14 protein-coding genes and 1 tRNA gene are annotated in these 19,412 nt (G+C 38.4%); 7 read left to right on the top strand and 8 right to left on the bottom strand.

Annotation, left to right across the window (positions count from 1 at the left end; genetic code table 11):
- Window positions 1-9: 9 nt before the first annotated feature.
- Window positions 10-80: transfer RNA gene (locus HQN86_RS02705), tRNA-Cys, on the top strand.
- A gap of 31 nt (window positions 81-111) precedes the next feature.
- Window positions 112-288, top strand: coding sequence for a hypothetical protein (locus HQN86_RS02700; RefSeq protein ID WP_048907043.1), 177 nt, complete (start codon window positions 112-114; stop codon window positions 286-288).
- A 181-nt stretch (window positions 289-469) separates the two neighbouring features.
- Here the strand turns inward: HQN86_RS02700 and HQN86_RS02695 are convergent, their stop codons facing one another.
- A complete protein-coding gene (locus HQN86_RS02695) occupies window positions 470-1,501 on the bottom strand; it encodes a quinone-dependent dihydroorotate dehydrogenase (RefSeq protein ID WP_172659506.1) in 1,032 nt (343 codons plus the stop codon).
- Between the two features lie 39 nt (window positions 1,502-1,540).
- Here HQN86_RS02695 and HQN86_RS02690 point away from each other — a divergent pair, with 39 nt between their 5' ends.
- Both HQN86_RS02690 and HQN86_RS02685 read left to right on the top strand, forming a co-directional pair.
- Complete coding sequence (locus HQN86_RS02690) at window positions 1,541-3,469, top strand: ABC-F family ATP-binding cassette domain-containing protein (protein ID WP_172659505.1); 1,929 nt, start codon at window positions 1,541-1,543, stop codon at window positions 3,467-3,469.
- The gene (locus HQN86_RS02685; protein ID WP_172659504.1) at window positions 3,466-4,734 is read left to right on the top strand and encodes a type IX secretion system plug protein; all 1,269 of its coding nucleotides are present in this window, start codon (window positions 3,466-3,468) and stop codon (window positions 4,732-4,734) included. The genes HQN86_RS02690 and HQN86_RS02685 overlap by 4 nt, the downstream gene beginning before the upstream one ends.
- Here HQN86_RS02685 and HQN86_RS02680 read toward each other — a convergent pair.
- On the bottom strand, window positions 4,731-6,221 hold the full coding sequence (locus HQN86_RS02680) for an alpha-amylase (protein WP_172659503.1): 1,491 nt from the start codon (window positions 6,219-6,221) through the stop codon (window positions 4,731-4,733). The genes HQN86_RS02685 and HQN86_RS02680 overlap by 4 nt on opposite strands.
- A gap of 102 nt (window positions 6,222-6,323) precedes the next feature.
- Here HQN86_RS02680 and HQN86_RS02675 point away from each other — a divergent pair, with 102 nt between their 5' ends.
- Window positions 6,324-6,845, top strand: a complete 522-nt coding sequence (locus HQN86_RS02675; protein ID WP_172659502.1) for an acyl-CoA thioesterase — start codon at window positions 6,324-6,326, stop codon at window positions 6,843-6,845.
- A gap of 41 nt (window positions 6,846-6,886) precedes the next feature.
- On the top strand, window positions 6,887-8,086 hold the full coding sequence (locus HQN86_RS02670; protein ID WP_048907047.1) for a cation:proton antiporter: 1,200 nt from the start codon (window positions 6,887-6,889) through the stop codon (window positions 8,084-8,086).
- Here the strand turns inward: HQN86_RS02670 and HQN86_RS02665 are convergent.
- From HQN86_RS02665 to holA, 5 genes are all read right to left on the bottom strand, one after another.
- Complete coding sequence (locus tag HQN86_RS02665; RefSeq protein ID WP_172659501.1) at window positions 8,083-8,496, bottom strand: EVE domain-containing protein; 414 nt, start codon at window positions 8,494-8,496, stop codon at window positions 8,083-8,085. The two genes, HQN86_RS02670 and HQN86_RS02665, sit on opposite strands and share 4 nt — an antisense overlap.
- Before the next feature lie 82 nt (window positions 8,497-8,578).
- Window positions 8,579-9,607, bottom strand: coding sequence for a PorP/SprF family type IX secretion system membrane protein (locus HQN86_RS02660; RefSeq protein WP_172659500.1), 1,029 nt, complete (start codon window positions 9,605-9,607; stop codon window positions 8,579-8,581).
- Window position 9,608: 1 nt separating this feature from the next.
- The gene (locus HQN86_RS02655; RefSeq protein ID WP_172659499.1) at window positions 9,609-15,023 is read right to left on the bottom strand and encodes a PKD domain-containing protein; all 5,415 of its coding nucleotides are present in this window, start codon (window positions 15,021-15,023) and stop codon (window positions 9,609-9,611) included.
- A 272-nt stretch (window positions 15,024-15,295) separates the two neighbouring features.
- Window positions 15,296-16,336, bottom strand: a complete 1,041-nt coding sequence (locus HQN86_RS02650) for an NAD(P)-dependent alcohol dehydrogenase (protein WP_172659498.1) — start codon at window positions 16,334-16,336, stop codon at window positions 15,296-15,298.
- A 127-nt stretch (window positions 16,337-16,463) separates the two neighbouring features.
- Window positions 16,464-17,489 carry a DNA polymerase III subunit delta gene (gene holA / locus HQN86_RS02645; protein ID WP_172659497.1) on the bottom strand — a complete coding sequence of 342 codons (1,026 nt, stop codon included), beginning with the start codon at window positions 17,487-17,489 and terminating at the stop codon, window positions 16,464-16,466.
- Between the two features lie 46 nt (window positions 17,490-17,535).
- Here holA and HQN86_RS02640 point away from each other — a divergent pair, with 46 nt between their 5' ends.
- Window positions 17,536-17,997: a type I restriction enzyme HsdR N-terminal domain-containing protein gene (locus HQN86_RS02640; RefSeq protein WP_048907053.1), complete on the top strand. Its 462-nt coding sequence runs from the start codon at window positions 17,536-17,538 to the stop codon at window positions 17,995-17,997.
- A 24-nt stretch (window positions 17,998-18,021) separates the two neighbouring features.
- Here HQN86_RS02640 and HQN86_RS02635 read toward each other — a convergent pair whose 3' ends face one another.
- Window positions 18,022-19,401, bottom strand: a complete 1,380-nt coding sequence (locus HQN86_RS02635; protein WP_172659496.1) for an efflux transporter outer membrane subunit — start codon at window positions 19,399-19,401, stop codon at window positions 18,022-18,024.
- Window positions 19,402-19,412: the final 11 nt, after the last annotated feature.

Here is a 19,412-nt window from a genome sequence, read left to right as displayed (position 1 = left end):
TTTCAGTAGGGTCGAGTGGCCGAGTGGCTAGGCAGAGGTCTGCAAAACCTCCTACAGCGGTTCGAATCCGCTCTCGACCTCAAGATTTATAATAAATAAAAAAAGATTAACATGGCAGTTACCAGATTAAAAAGAAAAGACAGAAGAAATAAAACTTTCGCAAAATTAGATGTGAAAAACTTAAAACTTGCTACTAACATCGAATTGGGTAGCCGTTCACGTCAATCTACAACAGATCAGTTAGCTAAAAACAACGCGGTCTTATTAAAACTTACTGCTAAAGCATAAGTTTCTTTTCTAAAAAGAAATTAGAGCATCTCTGAAAAACAGGGATGCTTTTTTTATGCTCATTTTTTAAACGACTTTCAGACGACTCTTAAACGACTTTGAAAAGACTCTGAACGACCTTTATCATTAACAAGGCATGCCTATGTCGTTTTAGGATCGCGCACAAAAACCGGAGAAGGGATTATCTTAACAGCTCTTTACAAATCCTTTTGATTAGCCCTGGGCCTTCGTAAATGAAACCGGTATACAGTTGAACTAATGAAGCACCTGCATCAAGCATATCCCGTGCATCTTTAGGAGAATGAATCCCACCTACGCCAATTATTGGAAATGCTTTGTTTGACTTGGTAGATAAATACCTAACCACCTCAACAGAACGATGTGTTAGTGGCTTACCACTTAAACCACCCATTTCGCTCTTAAGCGGCTCCGGACTTTGCAGGCTACTTCTATCTATAGTTGTGTTGGTAGCAATTACTCCCGCGATACCTGTAGTCATTACAATTTCAACAATATCGTCCAATTGTTCATTGGTAAGATCGGGTGCTATTTTAAGCAGAATTGGCCTGCTGATGTTATTCTTATTATTGCGTTGCTGTAAAGTATTTAACAGCTCCATCAATGGTTCTTTTTCTTGTAAAGCCCTTAATCCCGGAGTATTTGGAGAGCTTACGTTTACTACAAAATAATCGACTACCTCAAATAAGCGGTCAAAGCATTTTATGTAATCACTTAATGCATCCTCATTTGGGGTATTTTTATTTTTACCAATGTTACCACCTACAACAATATCGCTATTTTTACTTTTTAACAGCCTTAGCCTTTCAGCAAGTGTATCTACACCTTTGTTGTTAAAACCCATTCGGTTGATAATTGCGCTATCATCTTCCAGGCGGAACATCCTTGGCTTATCGTTACCAGGTTGCGGCAATGGAGTTACAGTACCTACCTCAATAAATCCAAACCCAAGATCACTTAGTGCCTCTATGTACTCACCGTTTTTATCGAAGCCGGCGGCTAAGCCTACAGGATTCTTAAATTTGATACCAAAAACTTCGCGTTCAAGACCTTTAATGTTCACATCAAAGCTTCCTCTGAGGATAGTTTCGCCAAGCGGAAAGTGTTCATGAAACCATTTCAGTCGCTTAACGACGAAATAATGCACTTTTTCGGGGTCAAATTGAAAAAATATAGGCTTAATTAAACGGTACATGGGACGAAGATAGGAATTTGTTTGTATTTTTGCAGCCACATGATTTCGATAAACGACTTAACATTCCTGATAGGCTCCAGAGCCTTATATGACGAGGCAAACTGGCACATTAAACCGGGCGACCGCGTTGGGCTAATTGGTGCCAATGGAACAGGAAAATCTACACTTTTAAAAATAATAGTAGGTGAGTATGCTCCTTCTTCGGGTACTATTTCTATGTCTAAAGACTTAAAAATAGGTTACTTAAACCAGGATTTACTTTCTTACGATTCTCACCATAGTATATTACACGTTGCAATGGAGGCTTTTGAACGCCAGAACCAATTGCACGATGAGATTGAGGTATTACTTAAAAAAATAGAAACAGATTATTCTGAAGAGGTTTTAAATAAACTGAGCGATAAGCAACAGGAATTTGAAGCTTTAGATGGATACAATATAGAATATAGAGCTAATGAGATTTTAGCTGGTTTGGGTTTTAGTACCCAGGATCAGTTAAGACCGCTAAATACCTTTTCGGGAGGTTGGCGCATGCGCGTTATGCTTGCCAAAATTCTATTGCAAACACCTGATATTTTATTACTTGATGAGCCTACCAACCACATGGATTTACCGTCTATTAAATGGTTAGAAACTTATCTTGGAACCTTTGAAGGTGCTATTGTAATTGTTTCTCACGATAGGTATTTTCTGGATAAGGTAGTAAACAAAACTGTTGAATCGCGCAAAGGAAAACTAACTTCTTATGCCGGTAATTACAGTTTCTACCTTGAAGAAAAAGCACTGCGCGGTGAAATTCAAAAAGGAGAATTTAAAAATCAACAAGCTAAAATTAAGCAGGAAGAGCGCTTAATTGAACGTTTTAAAGCAAAAGCTTCTAAAGCTAAAATGGCTCAGTCGAGGATGAAAGCATTGGATAGAATGGAGCGTGTGGAAGACGTGGATGATGACAATCCTACTGTAAACTTCCAGTTTAAATTCTCCAAACCATCTGGCCGTCATGTAATCAGAATTGAAGGCGCCACAAAAAGCTACCCTAATGTAGAGATTCTTGAAAATGCAGAAGGCGTGATTGAAAAAGGCGATAAAATTGCTTTGATTGGTGCTAACGGTAAGGGTAAATCGACCTTGCTTAGAATTATAGCAGGTGCCGAAGGCTTTACAGGTAAATGTGAAACAGGTCATAATGTTACTACTACATTTTTTGCTCAGCATCAATTGGAGTCGTTACACCTTGAGAACACTATTCTTGAAGAATTACAGGCCTTTGCACCTAAACATACCGACACGGAATTGCGTGGTATATTAGGATGTTTTCTTTTCACCGGTGATGATGTTTTCAAAAAGATCCGTGTATTGTCGGGAGGTGAAAAATCAAGGGTTGCTTTAGCTAAATCGCTAACAACTGACTCTAACTTCCTGATCCTGGATGAGCCGACCAACCATCTTGACATACAATCTGTAAACATCCTGATTCAGGCATTACAGCAATATGAAGGTACTTTTATTGCGGTATCTCACGATAGGTATTTCTTAGATAATGTTGCTAATAAAATTTGGTTCATAGAAGACAAAGACATTAAAGAATATCCGGGAACATATGCTGAATACGAAGAATGGAATAGCAAAAGACCTCCTGCAAAACCTTCCAGTGTTCCTGTAAGACCTGATAAAGAGGTAAAAGAAGTTAAAAAGGCCTTAGAAGAAAAACAACCTGCTACTCCAAACAGTTTGCAACAGCTTAAAAAGCTAAATGATCAACTGAAAAAAATTGAGGTTGAGATTGCAACTTTTGAATCGGATGTTAAGTCTATAGAAGCCGAGATTGCTGATGAAGCAATTTATTCGGATGCAGGTAAACTTGCTGAAACAAATAAAAAATATTTAGCTGCCAAGCATAAGTTGGATACTGCCCAAAATACCTGGGAAGACCTAGCTTCTGAAATAATGGAACTAGAAAGTAAATGATAAAACCTGCAGGATTATTTTTTTTGCTGTTGTTAAGTATACAAATTGCTGTTGCACAAAATCAGCAATTTGTATATGAAAACAAGGTGTACCAACCTACAATAAAGACGGTACAGTGTTACAACTCGCAACAAGAACAATCTCTGCCTGTAATTGCCCTAAAATCAAATGAACGATTGGTATTTTCATTTGACGACCTTAATGCCGGAAGCAAAAATTACTGGTATACGGTTGAACATTGCACTTCAGATTGGAAATCATCCCGCTTATCGACCATAGATTATCTGGAAAGCTTAAGTGAGGATAGGATAACCGAGTATAAATACTCATTTGGAACTATCCAAAAGTACACACATTACCAACTGACTTTACCGAATACTCAGATCAGGCCTAAAATTTCGGGCAACTATATTTTAAAGGTGTATGAAGAAGGTAACCAGCAAAAACCGGTTATTTCTCAGCAGTTTTATGTGGTAGATAATGTGGTAAATATTGGCGTAGATGTAGTGGCCAGTTCACAGGTATCGCTGCGTTTTAGCAACCAGAAGGTCAACTTTACTATTTTACATCAAATGCCTATTCAGAATCCCTATACGGATTTGAAAGCGATAGTGATGCAGAATGGAAATCCGCAGACGGCAATTATAAATACAAAACCGAACTTTATTAAGCCCGGCTCATTGGCTTATAACGAGGTAAATAGCAACGATTTCCTGGCAGGTAATGAGTTCCGAAAGTTTGATATCCGTAGCTTACGGTATAAAGGCGATAATGTGCAGGAAATTATAAAGGATACGACAACAAGAGTGGTGCTTTTTCCGGACATCAATACCAGCAAGGTGAAATACAGCAACCTAGTTGATGAGAATGGTAGTTTCTTTATCAGAAACAAAGAAGGCAGCGATGATCCAACAGAAGGTGATTACGCGAATGTGATGTTTACCTTAAATGCGGTACCCCCTACTCCTAATGGAGAAGCTTATGTTGTTGGCAGGTTTAACAATTATGTTTTAAACGAGGCCAGTAAGCTTAACTTTGAATCTTCGCGTAAACGTTTTTACGGAAACATATTGCTTAAACAAGGGCTTTATGATTATAAATATGTTTGGTTAAACAAGGATACTGGAAAAATTGACCAGGCAATTTTTGAAGGTTCATTCTTTGAAACTTTAAATACGTACCAGGTATTTGCCTATTATAAAAAACCGGGTATGCGTTGGGAAGAATTAATTGGATATTCCAATGTTGGCAACGTAAAGCGTTAATCAGTTTTTAACACCCAAACTGAAACACTTTTCTGGGCACATAGAAATGCTGCCCATCCCTCTTCATTTACTACCACTTCTTCAGTTATGTTACCAAGTGCATCTGTAAAGGTTTTATTGGCGTGTTTAACACCCATTTCCATGTTTTTAATTCCTGCACCACTGTTACTCATAAGCACCGCAATACCAGAACCCGGATTTTCATCTTCGCCTGCCCTTGTCCACCCTATGCAATTTTGATGATCCAGATAATCGCGCTGAACACCATAAGAAAGATCTTTACGAACCGTACACAGCTTTGGTAATTCGAACACCGCAGAAAGCTCTATTTCTACTTCGTTTCCATTGTGGTCTTTATCTTTATATGCGCTGCCGTAAAGATCGGGATAGAATAAGCAAGGCATGCCCTGCTCACGTAAAAGAATAAGTGCATATGCCAAAGGACGGAACCACGGGGCAACAAATGATTCCAATGCCTGCAAAGGCTGCGAATCGTGGTTATCAACAAATGTGATTGATAAGTATGGATTTATCAACGTAAGTGTTCCTTCAAAAATATTACTGAGGTCGTATGCTTCCCGCTGCTGACTGGCAACATATAAATTTTGATGCAATACCGAATCGAAGAGCTTCATGCGGCCTTCGGTAAGTTCAATGTAAGATTTAAGTTCTTCTACATTATCAACCACCCAGTTCTCACCTACTATAAAGAATTCCCTTTTAAAAGTACTCTTCATATGGTCAATCCATTCATTTAAAAATTTATGGGAGATGTGTTTGACGGCGTCCATTCTAAAACCATCCATTCCACAGGTGTTATAGTACCACTCGCCCCATTCCTTCAGTTCTTGCCTCACGGCGGGATTTCTTGATTCTATATCGTTAAACATCAGGTAGTCGTAATTGCCGTGTTCTTTGGAAGGAACATCTTCCCAACCCTCTCCAAATTCGTTCTGAATTGAAAAAATCCCTCCTTCTTGCAGGTTAGCGGCAAAATCGAGCCCGCTGAAACAATGGTAATCCCAGATAAAACTTGAATATTTACCTTTTCGGCCTGGAAATGTAAATTTAGTCCATGCTTCAATTTCTATAACAGGCGAAATAAACTCTTTACGATTCAGGTCGTTTACTTTCCGCACTTTTATCTTTTCCAGCTCATCTCCACCGGCCTTATGATTAAGCACCACATCGGCAATAGTTGCTATGCCGCTTGCTTTTAGTGCATTAATTGCACTTAAGTATTCTTCTTTAGTTCCGTATTTGGTAGCTACACAATCTTTTTGATCAAACTCGCCAAGATCGAAAAGATCGTAGGAATCGTAACCTACAGAAATATCTCCTGAGGTTGCTTTATAAGCTGGCGGTAGCCAAAGGCCTGTAATTCCGAGTTCAACAAATGTTGGCACCTCTTCGGCAACCCTAATCCATAGCTTAACGTCTTCTTGATAATACCAGTGAAAATATTGTATCAGCGTTTGATTTTTCATGCCGTACAACTAAGATACAAAATCATCAAGAAACCCAAAGCTAGTTGACTCCTTTTATCTCGTAAAAGTGATTATGTTGAATTTTGTTTACTTTTGCCTGAGATGAGTACAAAAGTAAAAAGTCCGAAGGATTCCTTCACCATAATGAATGAGTTGGTATTGCCCAACGATACCAACACGCTTAATAACTTAATGGGGGGCAGATTATTGCATTGGATGGATATTGCTGCTGCAATATCGGCTCAAAAACATTGCAATAGAATTGTGGTTACAGCTTCTGTAGATAATGTATCATTTAAACAGCCTATAAAACTTGGGGATGTAATTACGATTGAGGCTAAGGTTACACGCTCATTTAATACTTCTGTTGAGGTAAGACTGGATGTTTGGGCAGAAAATATTCCTTCGGGAAGCAGGGTAAAATCAAATGAGGCTTACTATACTTTTGTAGCGGTTGACCAAAGTGGAAGAACTATTCCTGTTCCGGAATTGAAACCTGAGACTGAGGAAGAAATCGAATTATTTGCCGGGGCTTTAAGAAGAAGACAATTGCGGTTGATATTGAGTGGAAAGATGTTGCCAAATGACGCTATTGAGTTGAAAGCCCTTTTTTTTAAGGAGTAAACAATAACAGCAGGAATGCTGTTATTAAATAAATAGGAAAAATGACGACGTACACTACACTGATTATTTTAAGCGGCCTGGTCATCTTCTCTTATTTATTTGACCTTGTTGCCAGTAAAACTAAATTACCTTCTGTACTGCTGCTATTGCTTTTAGGAATAGGCCTGCGCGTACTTGTAGATAACCTTAAGATAGAAACCTTCGATTTTCTAAAGATCTTACCTGCTCTTGGTACTGTGGGTTTGATCATGATCGTTTTTGAAGGATCACTTGAACTGAAATACGATCGGGATAAAAATAAAATCATTAAGGGTGCTTTTCTATCGGCACTTGTAATACTGATCGCCTCGGTTTCTGTGATCACTTTTATTATATACGAGATTACCGGCCGCGACCTTTACACGTGCTTTAGCAATGCAATTCCTTTTAGTGTGGTTAGCTCTGCAATAGCTATTCCATCTGCCGCAGCACTATCTAAAAAAGGAAAAGAGTTTATCATTTATGAATCTTCTTTTTCTGATATTCTGGGGATCATACTCTTTAATTTTGCCATATCTAATCCTCACATCTCTACTTCTTCGTTTACTGGCTTAGGACTAAATACGATACTGATAGTTATATTATCGGCTATTTCCTGCATCGTTTTGCTTTATGTAATGGGAAAAATATCACATCACATAAAGTTTTTCCTGATCATCTCTATATTGATAATGGTGTATGCTATTGGGCAGTCGTACCACTTGTCGGCCCTTGTTTTAATACTCTCTTTCGGTCTGTTTTTAAACAATGCAGACACCATCAAGTACGCCTGGTTTAGAAGTATTTTTATTTACAAGAATCTATCTAATGATTTAACACAACTACATCAGTTATCTGCTGAAAGTGCATTTATTTTAAGAACGTTTTTCTTTGTAATATTCGGATTTACAATGAACATTTATCAGCTTAATGATCAAATTGTTCTTGTAAACGGTTTGATTATGCTTGCATCTATCTTTGTGATCAGGTTTGTTTATCTTAAAATCTTTAGAAGGGAAAATAGTGGAGCGGAGGCTTTTATTGCGCCAAGAGGACTGATTAGCATCCTGCTGTATTTTAATTTACCTCATGCGCTTAAAATACCAGAAGTAGGAACTTCTTTCTTATTTGTTGTGGTATTAGGATCGAGTTTGATAATGAGTATAGGTCTGCTCTTAACAAAGAAATATGTAAGAGCAGAACCTTATTCGGGGATGCATTAGCTACCCATCTCTAATATTTTATCAAATTCCTCGGCTTTAAGTGGCATTACAGATAACCTGCCTTGTCTAACCAATGAAACGTCTTTAAGACTTTCTTCTGCTTTGATCTGTTCCAGACTAACAGGATTTTTAAGTGCCTCGACCGGAGCCAGATCTACTACAACCCAGTTAGGGTCACTGGTAGTTGGATCCTGATAAAACTCTTTTACCACTTTTGCTATACCAACTACATTTTTACCTTCATTACTATGGTAGAATAAAACCAGATCCCCTTCTTTCATCTCTTTCAGGTTATTACGTGCCTGATAATTGCGTACACCATCCCAAAAGGTTCTGCCGTCTTTGTTAAATTTCTCCCAGCTATATTTAAAAGGTTCTGACTTCACTAACCAATACTGTGTGTTCTTCATAGTTTAAAAAGGGTTTTTGATACATTCGTTGACAAAACCGCTGACAAAAATATACTTTTTATTCCTTTATTTATATCATTATCTAAAAGAAGTCGTAGCACCTTAGCCCATTAAAACGATTGTAACCAGAACTATTCGGGAAGTACTTTTCGTATCCAATACTAGCCTCAGTAGTACCGCTTGTATTTGTATAATTAATTTTTGAAATGGTAGCATCATGGCTTATACCTAGCCTCACCTTTTCTCCATTACGCCTTCCTTTAAAAAGATCAAAAATAAGAGAAAGAACAACTGCATCAGGGCCGTTCTGGGGGCCCGTTCGATACCAAAGACCTGTATTTAGGCTTTTGTATTTAAATTGAGCTCCCAGACTAACGTTGCTATTACTTGCCTGTCTGTAGTAAACTACAGAAGGTATAAGAGAAGCACCTTCATCTTGGTTATAATCAAAATATGGAGTGAGGGGAATTTTGAAACTTGCGTTTACGGTAATTCTCATTGGAAGCTTGGCTTGCGTTCCGCTAAAGGATTCGTCGGGCCTGTTAATGTGGTGTAATGCCGTCCCAAGCATAAAGTTACGGTAAACAAGGTTTACACCTGTTGCTGCGTCAAAGAAAAACTTATTGGAGATATCAGGTGGTTCAGCAGCAGAGATACTGCCAGGAACATATCCTAGGCGAGGATCAATCTGATCGGAAAAGACCAACTTGTTCCAGTCTATCGTTCTATTGGTAAAACCTGCCTGTATACCAAATGACAGTACAAAATCATCGCCACCGACACTGTAAGAATATGTAGCAGCCGCATTGTTTTTAGTTAAATAGGCAGTTCCCTCACTGGAACGATTAAAAATCAATCCCACTCCTCCCGGAAATTTGGCAATATTCAAATCGGCCGAAGCGGAGATATAGGACAGATCACCACTTAAGCCTGACCATTGATTTCTATAAACAAGGTTCATTCTAATATCTCCTTCAAATTGACCGGTTAATGAAGGATTTAAATATATAGGCTGGTTAAAAAACTGTGAATAAATATGATCTTGTGCAGATGCAAATTCAATGCCTATAAAAATTAGCAAAATCAACAGAATCTTTAATGTCTTTGCCATGTTATCTGATTAAATGAATTGGCCCCGTTCGTTTTGGTGCGCTATTATTATATGTCATGCCTTTCCATTGTGATCCATTAATGAATTCGACATCAATTTTCCAGTAATAGACAGACTGGGGTAATTCCACATTGCGGTATGTTCCATCCCAGCCTTCCTGGGGATGTCCTTCGTCAAGCTTTGTTGTTTCCCATATGAGTTGTCCCCATTTGTTAAAAACTGACATCCTCCATGATTTAATTCCTGAACCCTTAGCTCTGAATTGTCGAAGTTCGCTACTTTCACTACCGGGTATAAACGAATTTGGCACAAACAGATATCCGGGCACTCCACTAATTCTCACATTCTTAAAGGAGCTAGTAAAGCATCCGCTTTGATTGATCACTTTTAAAGTTACTTTGTAAAGCCCCGTGTCTGCATAGGTATGTTTTGGGTTTCTGTCTATCGAAGTTATACCATCACCAAAATCCCATAGCCATTGATCTGGACTATTGGTGCTTTGGTCTATAAAACTAAATGTATAAGAAGGTATGCTAATTTCAATGCCAGGATCTACTGAAAACTGTGCGATAGGTGGTGCTGTAATTTTTATATAATCACTTTGTATAAGTGTATTTGGACAATTTAAACTATTTGTTGCTGTTAGTGTAACAGTATAAGATGAAAGAGAACCGCTATACACATGCGTTGGTTCGAATTCTGTAGAAGTTGTTCCATCTCCAAAATCCCATAGGTAGGACAATCCACCAGTGGTTGTGTTGGTGAATTTTACCTGAAGGCCAGGACAACCAACCGTTTTGTCTGCTGTGAAGTTGGTTGTTGGTTGTTCAAGTACCGTGATTGTCTCGGTCGTGGTCGTGTCTGAACAGCCATTTGAAGCAGTAAGTACAACTTTATATACTCCTGGATTTTTAAATGTGTATTGTACAATTTCTGGTGCTGATCTTGTTACCCTACTCCCACCGTCTCCAAAATCATATCTAAATAGATTCGCCCCTTTAGAATTGTTGTGAAAATTCACAAGAAATGGTGCACAGCCACTTTTTTCTGAGCTGTTTACCACTAGCTCAGGCAAAACAGTGTTAGGGGAAACCTGGATAACGTAACTGCTTTCCTGACTGCCGCATTCATTTTCCGCACGCATTCTCACGGTATACTCTTTTATTGTTCCAGTTACATAAACATGTTCTACAGGTAGTTTATCTGTTCTAGTAAGAAAGGCGCCATCTCCAAAATCATAATAGTAAGTATTTGTACCACCGGGAGAGGTATTGCTAAAGGTAACTTTCATTGGAGAGCAGCCAACGGTTTTATTTGGTGAGAATACAGCGATTGGCTGGGCTTTAACAAAGACTGATGAAGTAAACACATTAGTTCCGCATGGCGAAGTTACGCTTAAGGTAGTTACGTAAGTGGTATCTTTTCCTTGGGGATGTGGCTGAAAAGTGATTGGAGGGGGCATCACTAAAGAAGAAGTTATACCATTGCCAAAGTCCCATTTAAAATCAGCATCAACAAGAGAAGTGGAAGTATTTACAAAACTAACTTGTAGCGGACCGCATCCTTCGGATTTATCTTGTGTAAATGACGCAGCAATGCTTTGCCGGGTCGAAAATGCATGAGACATTTCATCAGCTTTACACCCCTGTTTACTGGTAACTACTAGCTTAATAATAACGGATTCATTGTCGTTTGCGATTTGATAACCAGGAAATTGAGCGCCCCTGCCGATTTCTGTTTCATTTACATACCAGATGTAAATATCATTTCGATTTACATCAACAATTGCTTTTACATTTTGGTTGTCGATATTAAATGGCGTACATCCTTTATCAGATGCAAATGTAAAACTGGCAAGTGCATCCAGTTTAACGGTAATGCTTATGCTATTACTAGTGCTAGCCTGACCACCAGAACAAAGGCCACTACTTGCTATCCTTCTATACTTTGTTGATACAGTTAGAGCAGACGGTGCATATGTTGGTTTTGTTTCGCCATTTATAACTACCCAATTAACCCCATTGTCTATACTTTTTTCCCAACTATAGGTGTAATCTGAACCATTGCCACCGGTAGGTCGTGGGCCAGTTAAAGGAGCAGGAATACTGCCGGAACAAATGACCTGATCTACGCCAATTGTATTTCCCGCTATTGGTGGTAGCGCTATCAGGTTTACCTCATTACTTATGGTTTCACAAGCACCACCTGATACTATACGCCTAATCGAAGCGCTCACAGGAATTGTAACGGTCAGATCCCGGCTAGTTGCATCAGGAATTATTGTCCAACTCGTACTTGGATTAGTACTTATTTCCCATCTATAGGTATATGGAGGCTTACCTCCAATGGGTACATCGCCATTAATGGTAACCTGTTGCCCGGAACATACAGTTGTTCCTGATGTGTTGGTGATGGTATTTTGAAGTGCTTCTAAGTTATCAATAACCACATCATCTGTAGTTGAACACAAACTTGGCGAAGTAATTGTCCACGTAAAAACATAACGTTGTCCGGGATTAAGTGAGGTTACTGCACTATTGTAAGCTGTAGGGTCAGTAATTAGAGGCCCTGCAGGCAATACAGTCCACTTACCTATTTCGCTAGCTTTGGGTGCATTACCTTTTAAAGTATAAGTAGACTGGTTACAGATGGATTGATCGGCACCTGCATCAGCCACTGTAATTGTGGGATGTACTTTGATTACAATAGTTTTCGGATTTCCCGGACAACCATTAACAATTGGGGTAATCGTATAAGTAACACTTCCCTCATTTAATCCGCTATTGGTTAAGATATCATTTATTGCAATAACAGATACGGGAGTAACCTGATTCGTGTTGCCTGTAACCAGACTTGCAGTACTTGTCCAAACATACAAGGTATTGTTATTGCCTAAATTTGAGCTCAATGAAATACCAGATGGATTACCAGTACATATGACTGCCTTTGCTACTGTAGCAGTTAAAATGGGTTTCGGGGTAACTGTTACTGTTAAAATAAATGGCTCTCCGTCGCAGCCATCTTTTTGAGGTATAATGGTATAGCTAACAACCGTATTACTTGTTGCACTGGTATTTGTGATTATATCGGTAATATTTCCCGTTCCTGTTGGACTATATCCGGTAGCTAAGCCATCATTATTTGTTGCTGTCCATTTAAATGTGCTTCCATCAACAGTAGATTTTGGAATAAAATCTACTGGATTGCCCGTACAAACTACTTTAGTGTTATTTGTATTGGTTAATTTATTTTCAGGAAGTATAATAATGTCTATTTGTTTTAAAACTGTAGCACAAGCGCCTGGCACTCCCGTATTAACCCTCAAAAATATGGTTACCTTTCCTGCATTACGCTCTGCGACACTTGGCGTATATACAGTAGTAAGATCAGAAGGATTTGAAAAATTAATATTATTAATTCCATTATCCCAGGTAAAGGAGGTATAGCTTCCTGAAATTGCCCCTGTTAAAGTAACCGATGCTTTGTTGCAAATGGGGTTTGAATTTGCAACGATAGTTGGAACCGGTGCCTCTATAAATGTTATTTTCTGACTAACGGTAATGGTTCCACAATTATTTTTATGGGTTAGGCTAACTGTATAAGTACCAAAATCAGCGAAATTTATGGTTGGATATTTGCTGTTTGCCGTACTTGGAGCTACAAAAGAGTAAGCACCCGTTCCGATAACTTCCCATGTGTAGGTATCTGAAAGATCTTCAGCCGTTCCATTGACAGTCGTTTTTGTATCCGTCGCATTAGGACCAAATACGAAATCACCCTTCTGGCAAAGTCTTTGTTCCGGAGATAAAGTTGCCTGTGGCTCAGTATTTACTACAATCTTTTGTGGCAATGTAATTTCTTGACAGGTTCCGGTTTTAACAGAGAGTGTAATATTATATACACCCGATTGAGAAAATTTAAATTGTGGGGTTACGCTTGAATTACTAGTTCCTCCCTGATAAGATACTCCTTGCGCCGGAACTACATTCCAGGTATAAACCGGAGTTGAGGGGCACGACGTGTTATCTAAAACCGAAGTGTTTGCCGGAGTAAGCACTCCCGGGGTTAAGCAAATCAAATTATCTGGTAAGGTAAAACTTGGTTTTGGTCGTTCCTGTACACAAATCTCTAACTCCAGATCATCGGCCTGACAATTTCCATCACTGATTGACGAAAGCCGTATTTTATGTTTTCCAGTAGTGACAAATTTATGGACTAAATTATAGGTAAGTGGTTTAGCTGAAGCAGCAAGAGCGCCATCCACGTACCAATTGTATTTTACATCATTTGGTGCACAACCTGGAAAATTGGTATTGGCCTGTTCACCGGGTAGAGATTGATTGTTAAAAATAATATCGTCGTTAACACATGCTATAGGAGGAAAAGAGAACAGATTCTTTGGTCTGGTAACTACCTTTGCAGGTGTAGATAGAGGTGAGCCGATTGCACCGCAAAACGGACTTATTAAGCCAACATTTACACCAAAAGCATTATAGAAGGTTTGGTTGCCAGATCGATATGACAACCCACAGGAAGACTTTGTATAAGTATGGCTTATACGATCATTGTTTTGCTTGATGTCACAATATGTATACTCGTTAGACGTGCCATCTCCCCAGTCTACCTTATAAATGTTACCGGGAAAATTTACTCCAATACCTTTATTGGATACATCAACACGATATTCGAATGTACCAACGGGAAAACATACTGTATTTCCGCTTGTAGTGGTAAATGCAGTTACAGCAAGATTGTTAATCAGAAAGTATGCCTTTGTACCCACCGACCCATCGGGCATTGTGGCTTTCACAAACATAGTGTAATGAGCAAGTGATGCAGTATAAGATATTGGAGTTCCGACAGCACCAAAAGCTATTGTTTGTGGCACTCCAGGGTTCAACTCATTTTTAAAAGTTACAGTTACGTTTCCTGTGTTCGATTCGTTGTTAAAGAAAAATTCTTTTGTTGGTGTGTTCTCATCGGTATTACAAGTTCCAAATGTTAGGGGATTTGTGCTCGCTTTAGAATTAGAATTTATAGCAACTGTTGCCTTTCCTCCTGCTTTTATATCAAATGGGTTTGAATCTGAAGAAGTAAACACTGGCAATGTTGATTTAATCCTAAGCCTATATCCTGTTCCAGCGGTAGTACCCGGAGGGATTACTCCATTTACAAATGTTGAGTAGAAGCCGGTATAGGATCCGATAGATTTTTCAACTCCCTGGGGCGATACAAGATAAAGATTAAACGAATTACCTGGTTGTAAACAGGTAGCACCCAAACTAAAAGTTGCGGCTATAGTTGACTCAGGCGTGTAAGGTCCAGATGCAACCTGATCTATAACAATTTGCGAGAATGCTATAGAAATATGATAAAAGAATAAAACTAGCGTCAGTAAAGATAAACGTCTTATCATATTATAAATATTATGATAAAAGTAAAGATTTTTTCACTTATTGTTCATTTTATTCATTAATAATCATTCTAATTATTAATATTATCAAATTTGCCTTGTATTTATTTTTAGAAAGTAAATTTCATTAAGTCTTCTGATTAATTACCGGGAATTATTAAGATTATTTATGCTAAAAACCATATATATTGAATGGCCGAGTTTACGGTCAAATCAAAAAAAAACCGTATTTAAATATATTTAAATACGATTTTTAAAAGAAAGAGATTAGAATATTAAAGCGTAGCCATATCAATTACAAATCTGTAGCGAACATCACCTTTAAGCATTCTTGCATACGAAGCAGTTATATCTTTGATGTCAATCATTTCAATATCTGAAACGATATTGTGCTCAGCACAGAAGTCAAGCATTTCCTGAGTTTCAGGTATACCACCTATGCCTGAGCCTGCAATGCTTTTACGGCCGCCTAAAAGTGAAAAGGGCTGAATGGCATAAGGCTGAGATGGAACACCAACGCAAATCTGTGTCCCATTTGTTCTTAGCAATGACAGGTACATATCCATATCGTGTTCTGCAGAAACAGTATCAAGAATAAAATCAAATGAACCTCTTACAGCTTCAACCTGAGCAGGATCAGATGTAACTACAAAATGATGGGCACCTAAAGCTTTCGCTGCTTCTTCTTTTGAAGCTGATGTACTTAAAACGGTTACTTCAGCACCAAAAGCTACACCAAATTTCACTCCCATATGTCCTAAACCACCAAGACCTAAAACGGCTAATTTATGACCCTTACCAACTTTCCAATGACGCAGAGGCGAATAAGTGGTGATACCTGCACAAAGCAGTGGTGCTGTGGCCGCAAGGGGTAATTTATCCGAAATGTGGAGTACAAATTCTTCGCGAACTACAATGGTATTGGAATAACCTCCGTAAGTAGGTACACCATCTCTACCTTTATTGTTATAGGTTTGGGTACTTCCTTCAAGGCAATATTGCTCTAATCCTTCCTTGCAGTTTTCACAAGTCTGGCAAGAGTCAACCATACATCCTACACCAGCAAGATCATCTTTTTTAAACCTTTTTACATGGTCGCCCACTTTAATTACCTTACCAACAATCTCATGACCCGGCACCATTGGGAATACTCCTGGAAACCAATCATTCTTTATTTGATGAAGATCCGAGTGACAGACACCACAATATAATATTTCAAGTTGAACGTCGTGCGGACCTACTTCCCGGTGTTCAAAGTCCCAGGGTGCTAAATCTGTTTCAGCATTTTGTGCTGCATATCCTTTGGCTTGTATCATAGCTAATTTATATTTTATAATAAAACAAATCTACACTAGTGAGCATAAATATTAACTACACATTTCAAAGCATTTATTATACAATTCAAACATCCTGAAATAAAGTCAGGTAATTAGGTTCAAACTATTAATGGGTCATTTTAAACAACAGCTCTTTTAACAACTCGCCATCGGTGGTGTTACCGGTACTGTCTACACCTTTACTCTTTAAGTCGTATTCCCTTAATAAGCTAATGATATCAAAGGTTTTATTTAGACTATAGCTACGTGCAGCAGCTTCATAATCTTTAACAAAATATGGATTCACACCCAATTCTTTAGCAGCATCGCCCTTATTCTGCAAGTAGTGATATTTTAAAATCTTTGAGAAATAAGAATTCAGGTTGGCCATAACCATAACCATTGGATTGGCTTTTGGATTATCGGCAAAGTAATTGATGATCTGGTTACATTTCAAAATATTCTTGACTGCCAGTGCTTTTTGCAATTCAAAAACATTGTACTCTTTACTTATTCCTATATTTCTTTGAACAAGATCAGTGTCAATTGTTGTTTCTTTAGTAATATTTAAAAGCAGCTTTTCTATTTCATTAGCAATCTTGGAAAGGTCTGTACCCAGGTATTCAGCCATCAGGGCGGATGCCTGTGGAGCAATTTTATAACCTTTCTCTTTTACAAGATCATCTATCCATCCGGCTAATTTGTAATCTCTAACCAGTTCTGACTGGAATATAACACCACTCTTATCAATGGCTTTATAAATCTTTTTACGCTTGTCGAAATTAGCATACTTATAACCTAATACCAGAATGGTGGTAGGCATGGGTTTCTCAAAGTAATTGAGCACAAACTCAGCCTCTTTACTACTCCCTTCTGTCTCTTTGGCCCACTTCAAATCCTGAGCCTCCTTTACAATGATCAACTGATAATCAGACATCATAGGATAACGCTTGGAAGCATTCATAATAGTAGCCATGTCTGTATCTTTCCCATACAAAACAGTTTGATTAAACCCTCTTTCCATATCATTCAGTACATTATTTTCCATGTAATGAATGATCTGATCGATGTAATAAGGTTCCTCGCCGTGTAGTAAATAAACAGGCTTAAACTTTCTGGCTTTAATGTCTTTGATTATATCTGCAGCACTCATATGATAGGTCAAACTTAGATAAAATTTTTTGCCTATTTTTACAAAAATGTCATTCACACCAACAGCACTTAACCTACCACAATATCCTTTCAAGATCACACTAAAGGAGTCGCGTTATTTTATCTTTGACGAAGTAAGAAAAAAACATCTGGTACTAACACCCGAAGAATGGGTTAGACAACATTTCATCCAGTTTCTGATACTGGAAAAGAAATTTCCAAAGTCGCTTATTCAAATAGAAGGCGGACTTAACTTAAATAAACTTCAAAAGAGAACAGATATTGTAATATTCAGTACCCATGGAGAGCGAATAATGGTTATTGAATGTAAAGCACCTTCTGTTAAGATAAGTCAGGCTACTTTTGACCAGGCGGCCAGGTACAACTCTGTTCATAAAACCAAATGGCTGGTAGTAACCAACGGACTAATGCATTGTTATGCAACAATAGACCACAAAGAGGAACAGTTTGTCTTTATAAAAGATCTTCCAGAGTATCAATCCTTATAAGAACAAACTGTCTCCTCTGTACTTTTATTGCCAACCACCCCCAAGAGCGCGATAAAGACTAATTACTGCCTGCCATTGCTGTAATTTATCACCAATATTATCGAGTTGTGCCGATAGCAAGTTCTGTTCAGAAGTTAATACATCTGTATAATTTGTTGCAGAACTATAACGCAACAGTTTTTTGGTAAAATCTACCGATTTCTGCAGCGATTGCAATTGTTTAGTTCTTATGTTTTGCTGTTCAATTGCGGTTTGGTAAGAGAAAAGCGCATTAGAAACCTCCTCTCCCGCTTTCAATAAGGATTTCTGAAATAGATACGCCGATTCCTGTTGAGCAGCCCTGGCAGTTGTTAGTCTAGCCTTATTTGCTCCCTTATTAAAGATAGGCTGGGTTATTCCTGCCGCAACATTTGCAAACAACCCAGAGGGTGTAATCCAGTCTTTAAAACTAAAACTGGTAAAGCCACTTGAAGCTGTGATGTTGAGTGATGGGTAAAAAAGCTGTCGGGCAACATTAGTTGTTTCAAAAGCCTTCATAAAAGCATACTCTGCTTGTTTAACATCAGGTCGGTTCTGGAGTAATTGGGCAGGAATACCGATATTCAGATCAAAGGGTAATTGTTGAGATTCTAGTGCTTTCCTATTTACTGAACCTGCTTTACGAACCAGTAAAACATTCATAGCATTTTCCGTTTCTCTTATTTGCCTTTTTAAACGGGGTATAGCAACTTCTGCCGCATATTGATTGGCTTCGCTCTGCACTTCAGCGGCGCCGGTTACTATATTAGCTGCTTTTAAAGATTTCATTGTGCTTACATCCGTTTTCCTGTTAGCAACCGTTTTCTCTAAAACAATTAGCTGTTCATCCAAGGCCAAAAGTGTAAAATAGTTATTTGCAATTTCAGAGATCAGTTGTGTTTGCACAGCCTTTCGCGCTTCTTCCGTTTGCAGTAAACCAGCTAGTGCACTACGCTTACTACTTTTAAGCTTACCCCAAATATCTGCTTCCCAGCTGGCCGTTAACCCCACATCATACTGGGTTGATGAGCTGATAATACCAAATCCTTGAGGGTAGGCCAATTTTGATTGGGTTATGGCCGCATTACCAGTTAAGTCTGGTAAAAAAGCAGCTTTACTTTGCTTAAAATTAGCTCTGGCTGCATTTATATGTTCTACAGCTATTTTCAGATCAAGGTTTTGCTGTAATCCTTCTGTTATCAATTCAATTAACAGCGAATCATTAAACAACTTTTGCCATGGCATAGTGGCAATGGTAACTGTATCTGTATCGTGCTGATCCCTGTAAAGATTCTTTGTATCTATTGCTGGCCTTTCGTATTTCTTTGATACCTGGCACGACACCAACATGGTCAGCAAAATTATTAGCCCTATAAATTTTTTCATTATATTCATTT

The sequence above is a fragment of the Pedobacter panaciterrae genome (genome assembly GCF_013204795.1).
Lineage (GTDB): Bacteria > Bacteroidota > Bacteroidia > Sphingobacteriales > Sphingobacteriaceae > Pedobacter > Pedobacter panaciterrae.
Note: the sequence above shows the minus strand (reverse complement) of the source record. Positions and strands in the feature narration are given on the sequence as shown.

Excerpts from the sequence above, each read along its gene's own strand:
- HQN86_RS02700 (WP_048907043.1), top strand. The coding sequence starts at position 112 with ATGGCAGTTACCAGATTAAAAAGAAAAGACAGAAGAAATAAAACTTTC.
- HQN86_RS02695 (WP_172659506.1), bottom strand. The coding sequence starts at position 1,501 with ATGTACCGTTTAATTAAGCCTATATTTTTTCAATTTGACCCCGAAAAA.
- HQN86_RS02690 (WP_172659505.1), top strand. The coding sequence starts at position 1,541 with ATGATTTCGATAAACGACTTAACATTCCTGATAGGCTCCAGAGCCTTA.
- HQN86_RS02685 (WP_172659504.1), top strand. The coding sequence starts at position 3,466 with ATGATAAAACCTGCAGGATTATTTTTTTTGCTGTTGTTAAGTATACAA.
- HQN86_RS02680 (WP_172659503.1), bottom strand. The coding sequence starts at position 6,221 with ATGAAAAATCAAACGCTGATACAATATTTTCACTGGTATTATCAAGAA.
- HQN86_RS02675 (WP_172659502.1), top strand. The coding sequence starts at position 6,324 with ATGAGTACAAAAGTAAAAAGTCCGAAGGATTCCTTCACCATAATGAAT.
- HQN86_RS02670 (WP_048907047.1), top strand. The coding sequence starts at position 6,887 with ATGACGACGTACACTACACTGATTATTTTAAGCGGCCTGGTCATCTTC.
- HQN86_RS02665 (WP_172659501.1), bottom strand. The coding sequence starts at position 8,496 with ATGAAGAACACACAGTATTGGTTAGTGAAGTCAGAACCTTTTAAATAT.
- HQN86_RS02660 (WP_172659500.1), bottom strand. The coding sequence starts at position 9,607 with ATGGCAAAGACATTAAAGATTCTGTTGATTTTGCTAATTTTTATAGGC.
- HQN86_RS02655 (WP_172659499.1), bottom strand. The coding sequence starts at position 15,023 with ATGATAAGACGTTTATCTTTACTGACGCTAGTTTTATTCTTTTATCAT.
- HQN86_RS02650 (WP_172659498.1), bottom strand. The coding sequence starts at position 16,336 with ATGATACAAGCCAAAGGATATGCAGCACAAAATGCTGAAACAGATTTA.
- holA (WP_172659497.1), bottom strand. The coding sequence starts at position 17,489 with ATGAGTGCTGCAGATATAATCAAAGACATTAAAGCCAGAAAGTTTAAG.
- HQN86_RS02640 (WP_048907053.1), top strand. The coding sequence starts at position 17,536 with ATGTCATTCACACCAACAGCACTTAACCTACCACAATATCCTTTCAAG.
- HQN86_RS02635 (WP_172659496.1), bottom strand. The coding sequence starts at position 19,401 with ATGAAAAAATTTATAGGGCTAATAATTTTGCTGACCATGTTGGTGTCG.